The sequence below is a fragment of the Mycobacterium sp. genome, assembly GCF_035623875.1.
In the GTDB taxonomy this organism is placed as follows: domain Bacteria; phylum Actinomycetota; class Actinomycetes; order Mycobacteriales; family Mycobacteriaceae; genus Mycobacterium.
In genome coordinates this window covers 1-5,903 of the sequence record NZ_DASPSP010000227.1, presented here as the reverse complement: position 1 = coordinate 5,903, position 5,903 = coordinate 1, and the positions used below count along the sequence as shown (strand labels likewise).

Here is a 5,903-nt window from a genome sequence, read left to right as displayed (position 1 = left end):
CCTGCGCGAGGCGGCGCTCACCGCGATGCGGCGTTCGGTCGACGCTGCCGAAATCACCGCTGCCGACATCGCTGCCGCACGCGAAACCGTCCGCCCGTCATTGGATCCCGTACAGCTGGCCTCGCTGCGCGCCTTCGCCGCCGAGCGGTGATTCGCACCGTGTACCGGGAATTTCGTCCGGACCAAAGGCTTGCGCCCTTCGTGGAATGCGGCTGGCTGCGGTCGGGGTCGGCGACCCCTTTGATACGGGTGATACCCGACGGTTGTGTCGATGTGTTCGTCATCGCGCACGGCGATGTCGTGATCGCCGGTCCGGCTGATACCTTCTACGACTTACCCGCAGATAACCAAGACGTGCTGGTAGGTCTGCGGTTACGACCGGGCGCAGCGGCTGCGGTGATCGGCTGCCCGGCAAACGAGTTCAGGAACATGCGCGTTCCCCTCGATTCGGCATTCGGCGTCGCGGGCTCTCGAATTGTCGAAAGCCTGTTCGGCGCAACAACTCCCAGCCAGCGAATGTCGGGGCTGGCAGATCTGGTGACCGACTATTTCGCAGACGTGGACCCGGTGGTCGACCGGCCCGTCGCGCGGGCGGTCGCAGTGTTGCGAGCACAACCCGACCGACCGGTTTCGGCGCTGGCCGCCGAGATCGGAGTGAGCGAGCGACAACTGCGGCGTCGATTTGAGGCCGCGGTCGGATACGGACCCAAGCGGCTGGGCCGGGTATTCCGTTTTCAGCGTCTGCTGGATCTGATTCACGCCTCCCAACGCCGGGCGGGCTGGTCGCAGTTGGCGATAGCGGCCGGATACACCGATCAGTCCCACATGATCAACGAGTGTCTGGCATTGACGGGCGGGCCACCGACGGCACTTCCGGTGTCCGTTTTGTCCAATACCGCAACAGCGAACTCGTCCTAACCTTTCGACCATGACGGACACGAAAACTGTCGCCCGCGAGTCATTCCGGCTGATAGAAACCGGCGACCCGGAACTGGCCGAACAAATCATCGCGCCGGACTTCGTCAACCAGGAAGCCGAGGACGATCCAGAAAACGTCGAACGCCAACAGCGCGGCCCGGCCGGGTTTCTCGCGACCAGCCGATGGTTGCGCGATGCATTCTCGAACTTGCGATTCGAACTCCAGGAAACCCTCGCGGAGGGAGGCACGGTGATGGCCGCCGCCACCATGACCGGGAAACACACCGGATTGTTCAACGGCATCGCACCCACCGGCAGACCGATCACCCACAAACAGGTCCACATCTTCACCATCGCGGACGGTCAGATCACCCATCACCGTGCCGTCCGTGACGACCTCGGATTGCTGCTGCAACTCGGCTGGCAACCAGGAAATCCCGCTCGCTGACGTCAGTCGGCGCTCAGCGCATGGATTAGTCGGTTGATCACGATGCCGGCTTCTTGGCGTGCCTGGTCGTGATCTTCGGCCAGTGCTACGTAGAGCGTCGCTTCGCGCATCGCGCCGAGAATCGTGAGAACGGTCGCTTCGATCGGCTGCGGCGGGATACGTCCGGTCTCAACTGCGTTGGTCAGCAGCGCACGCACCATCCCGATGTTGTAGCGGTTGCCGATCTCGGTCCAGCGCGTCCAACCCAGCACGGCCGGAGCGTCGACCAGCACGATGCGCTGCACCTCCGGATCGGAGCAGGCATCCAGCCAAAAGCCGGCCCCTAATCGCATGACCTCTATCGGGTCGGTCTGGTTGGACGCGGCGATCGCCTCGCCCATCCGGGCGGCCACTTCCTCCTCGACCTGTTCGAAAACCGCAGCGAACAGCTCGGTCTTGTCGGCGAAATGGTGATAGAGGGCGCCGCGGGTCACGCCCGCGGCGCGCACGATCGCCTCCAGCGCCGCCTCGGCAAAACCCTGCGCAGCGAATAACGGACGGGCCGCCGCGATCAATGCGTCGCGTGTTTCCGCGGCGCGCTCGGCCTGGGTACGACGGGTTGCGCTCATGAACTATTGCCTTTCATACATACGGTATGTATGTTCATACACACCGTATGAAAGTGTTCGCCACACCGTAGCAAGGACCACTGCCTTGCCGATGGGCTCCCAACGCAGAAAGAGGCGAAATGAGCAATGCACTGAAGGCAATTGAGGCCGACCGCGAGGCGCTTCTGGCGCTCTGCCAACAGCTGGAAGACTCCATCTGGACAAAAGACAGCGGGTGTCCAGGCTGGACGGTGCAGGATCTCCTGTCGCACATGGCGTGCAGCTTTTGGCTGGCCGTTGACATGTCGAACTTGCCCAACTCAGCGGGACTACCGGCCGAACGAGCCGCTGACTTGTACGTCGAGTCACGCCGCTCGATGACTCCCGCCGAGGTTGTGGCCGACTACGAGTCGGTCAGCTCCAGAGGCCTGGAGCTGCTCGCCGCAGTGCAGGGCCAGGACGTTGACGTCCCACTCGGCGATGTCGGGACTTACCCGGCGTCAGTTGTGCCGACTGCCTTCGCTTTTGAGCACTACGTGCACATCAGGTACGACCTGTTCCCGCCGGGTGGGCCGTTCGGCGGAGAACCGCCAGCTTCCGATGAGTTGCGCCTTGCGCCCACGCTGGACTGGATCGAGGCAGCGCTGCCGCAGCAGAACAGCAAGCTGCTCGCCGGCATGGATAAGGCGGTCGAGGTACGTATCTCCGGGATAGGTGGGCGGACCCTGCGGATCGGCGATAACGATGTGGCCGGCCAGATTGACTGTGACGCAGCGGCGTTCGTTCGTTGGGTTACTCAACGAGGTGCCTGGGAAGATCTGAGCGTCGAGGCGCACGGCGACCCATCGGTTCTCGAGACAGTTCGCCAGCTCAGGGTGTTCTAGTAAATTGCAGTTAACTGCAATCTTGCTTATAACTGCATCAGTGGGCTACCATGACCCGGGTGAGAGTCACGGAAAAGACGGCGCGGTCGGTGAGCGAATTCATGGACGACCCGATCAGCTTCTTCGGCCAGTCCTACACCCAGATGCACAGCATCAGCCGCGATGAGCTCGAAGCGCTGCAACGACAAGCGATGGGCATCCGCTTTCAGCAGCATCGCGAGAGCATCGAAATGCTGCGTAAGCTGGCCGACCGGCTCGGGATCACCGCCCTTAACGAGTTCAATGACGTTGTGCCGCTGTTTTTCTCGCACACCGCGTTCAAGTCATACCCTGCGGCGCTGGTCGACAAGAAGCGCTTCGACCTGATGACCAAGTGGCTGGACAAGCTGACCAGCTATGACTTGTCCGACGTTGATCTCACGGGTTGCACCGGCATCGACGACTGGATCGACCGCCTCGACGAACAGACTCCGCTGGAGGTCATCACCTCCAGCGGCACCACCGGCACCATTTCGATCCTGCCCAAAGACAAGCGTGGCGCCGAACAAGGCATGACGCTGTGGAAGATCTGCCTGTTCCAAACCTTCGGTCAAGAACCGACGGAGCGAGAACTGAACCCGTCGGTGGATGTGGTGTGGCCGAACTTCGCCAGCGGCAAGCTTGGTCATCTGCGCATTGCCAACATGATCAAGCGCGGTTTTACCGGCGGCGACGAGAGCAGATTCCACGCGCTGTACCCCAGCGCGGTCGACACCGATCTGATGTTCTTGGCCTCCAAGATGCGGGCGGCAGCGTCGCGCGGCGAGCTCGACCGGCTGCAGATCGACCCCGCACTCGCGGCCCGCAAGGATGAGTTCATCGCCATGCAGGCGCGGCAGGCTCAGGACCTGGATGTGTTCTTCACCCGCATCACCGAGCAGCTGCGCGGCAAGCGGGTGTTCATGACCAGCGCGTATCACCACATGTACGACATTGCCAAGGCTGGTCTGGAGCGTGGAGTGCGTAATGTTTTCGCCCCAGATTCGGCGATCCTCACCGGTGGCGGGATGAAAGGTGTTGCGCTGCCGGATGATTTCATGGACGTCATCAAGGACTTCCTGGGCGTCGACCGCATCCAGGTCGGCTACGGCTTCTCCGAGTCCAGCACGTTCCACTGGGGTTGCAGCGAGGGCCGCTACCACGTGGCGCCGTGGGTCATCCCGTTCGTGCTCGATCCCGACACCAGCGAGCCACGTCCCCGAACCGGTGTGCAGACCGGCCGGGCCGCCGTGTACGACATCCTGCTGCGCGCCCACTGGGGTGGCGTCATCTCCGGCGATGAAGTCACCATCAATTGGGACCTGCAATGTCCGTGTGGACAGACCAGCGTTGCCTTCGAGCCCAACATCATGCGCTACAGCGAGAAGCAGGGCCTCGAAGACGACCGGATCACCTGCGCCGCAACGCATGAAGTGCACAACGAGGCAGTGAACTTCATGAAGGGCCTGGATCTGTGATCGCCTACACCGTCCCGTTGTTCTTGCGGGGCCAAGTCATCACCGAGGACCTGGTACCGTTCGATACCCGCATCGGTGCCGCGCAGTTCCAGGCGCCGGACATGAGCAAGTATGTCGAGCAACTCCCGCTCGAGAGTCCGGCAGCGATGAGCGACCTCTACCAGTTGAGCTTCGACGAGATCCTCGATGTGCTCGAGACGCTTGGCGACGCACTGGACTTCGACACCAACACGCACCTGCAGGAGGCTTACGAAGCCTCGCTGGTGGCCAATGTGCTGCCGGCGGAAATGATGCAGAACAGCTATCGCGTTCTGCGGCCGCTGTTTTCCCGGAGCAGCGTCACCGAAATCGCCGATAGCCAGGTCGGCCTGGACTACCTCAACGGATGGGTCCCGCACAAACTGCAGGACGGCCGCGAACTACGCGTGCGTGCCTTCGGATCCCGAACGCTGCATATCCCGGCCGGCAACGGCGGACTGGTCTCCGCAGTGACCATCCTGCGATCGGTGATCACCCGATCGGACGTGATCATCAAGGCCCCTTCCAATGATCCACTGACCGCGGTCGCCATCGCCCGCACTCTGGCCGATGTCGCGCCCGACCACCCGATCACCAAGCATCTGGTGGTCGGATATTGGAAAGGCGGCGATCTGGCCGTCGAGGAAACTCTCTACCAGCCCCAGCACATCGAGAAGATTGTGGCATGGGGCGGGCTGGCGTCGGTCAAACACGTAACCCGTTACATCCAGCCCGGTTTGGAGCTGATCGCGCTAGACCCCAAACGCAGCGCCACCATCATCGGCACCGAGGCGTTCGACGACGACGACACCATGCGCGAAGTGGCCCGCCGCGCCGCGACCGACATCGGCGTCGCCAACCAGGAGGGGTGCGCCAACGCCCGAGTCATCTATGTACTCAGCGGAACCGACGCCGACGGTCTGACGAAGGCGAACCGGCTCGGCGAGTTGATCTATCGGGAGTTGGTGTCGCTGCCCGCCGTTGTCAGCACCCCGCCGCGCTACCCGAACCGTGAGCTGCTCGACCACCTGGAGGCCTCACGGATGACCGAGGACTTCTATCACGTGATCGGCGGCGAGCAGCGTGAGGGCGCGATCGTCGTCTCCCAGTTCGACGAGGCGATAGACTATTCACAGATGCTGTCCGGGCGGGTCGCCAATATCGTGCCGGTGGACACCATCGACAAGGTGACCGCCGCGGTGAACGCCTACACCCAGACCATCGGCATCTACCCCGAATCCCTCAAACGCCGGCTACGAGACACGTTGCCGCTGTTCGGTGCTCAACGATTGACCAGCCTGGGCTACGCGTGCAGTGTTGCGGTCGCCGCACCCCAGGACGCCATTGAGCCGATCAGGCGAATGTGCAAGTGGGTCGTCGACGAGGAGTGTGACCCAGGCGTCGTCGTCCCGCTGTGGAAGCTCACGCCGGCATGACCGAATCGCGCACCGCCCTGCAGATCGTTGAGGGTATCGACCTATCCGGCAAGGTATGTGTGATCACCGGAGCCTCGTCGGGGCTGGGCCGCGAGGCGGCCCGGGCGCTGGCTGCC

The 5,903-nt window shown here is 62.8% G+C and carries 7 protein-coding genes and 1 pseudogene; 7 read left to right on the top strand and 1 reads right to left on the bottom strand.

What is annotated here, in order from left to right:
• The 3 genes from VEI45_RS18580 to VEI45_RS18570 form a co-directional block, all read left to right on the top strand.
• Positions 1-151: hypothetical protein (locus VEI45_RS18580; protein WP_324855854.1), on the top strand; the 151-nt coding region annotated here is incomplete at its 5' end.
• Complete coding sequence (locus VEI45_RS18575) at positions 148-918, top strand: AraC family transcriptional regulator (protein ID WP_324855852.1); 771 nt, start codon at positions 148-150, stop codon at positions 916-918. The genes VEI45_RS18580 and VEI45_RS18575, both read left to right, overlap by 4 nt.
• 10 nt (positions 919-928) lie before the next feature.
• Positions 929-1,366, top strand: coding sequence for an ester cyclase (locus VEI45_RS18570; RefSeq protein ID WP_324855850.1), 438 nt, complete (start codon positions 929-931; stop codon positions 1,364-1,366).
• A 2-nt stretch (positions 1,367-1,368) separates the two neighbouring features.
• Here VEI45_RS18570 and VEI45_RS18565 read toward each other — a convergent pair whose 3' ends face one another.
• Entirely contained in the window at positions 1,369-1,974 is a 606-nt protein-coding gene (locus tag VEI45_RS18565) for a TetR/AcrR family transcriptional regulator (RefSeq protein WP_324855848.1), read from the bottom strand.
• Positions 1,975-2,093: 119 nt separating this feature from the next.
• On the opposite strand from VEI45_RS18565, the gene VEI45_RS18560 reads away from it, so the two are divergent.
• The 4 genes and pseudogenes from VEI45_RS18560 to VEI45_RS18545 all read left to right on the top strand — a co-directional run.
• Complete coding sequence (locus VEI45_RS18560) at positions 2,094-2,837, top strand: maleylpyruvate isomerase family mycothiol-dependent enzyme (protein WP_324855846.1); 744 nt, start codon at positions 2,094-2,096, stop codon at positions 2,835-2,837.
• A gap of 59 nt (positions 2,838-2,896) precedes the next feature.
• The gene (locus VEI45_RS18555; protein WP_324855844.1) at positions 2,897-4,333 is read left to right on the top strand and encodes a hypothetical protein; all 1,437 of its coding nucleotides are present in this window, start codon (positions 2,897-2,899) and stop codon (positions 4,331-4,333) included.
• Positions 4,330-5,787 carry an acyl-CoA reductase gene (locus VEI45_RS18550; RefSeq protein ID WP_324855842.1) on the top strand — a complete coding sequence of 486 codons (1,458 nt, stop codon included), beginning with the start codon at positions 4,330-4,332 and terminating at the stop codon, positions 5,785-5,787. Before VEI45_RS18555 ends, VEI45_RS18550 begins: the two co-directional genes overlap by 4 nt.
• Positions 5,784-5,903, top strand: a pseudogene (locus VEI45_RS18545) (short-chain dehydrogenase); the annotation flags it as partial. The gene VEI45_RS18550 and the pseudogene VEI45_RS18545, both read left to right, overlap by 4 nt.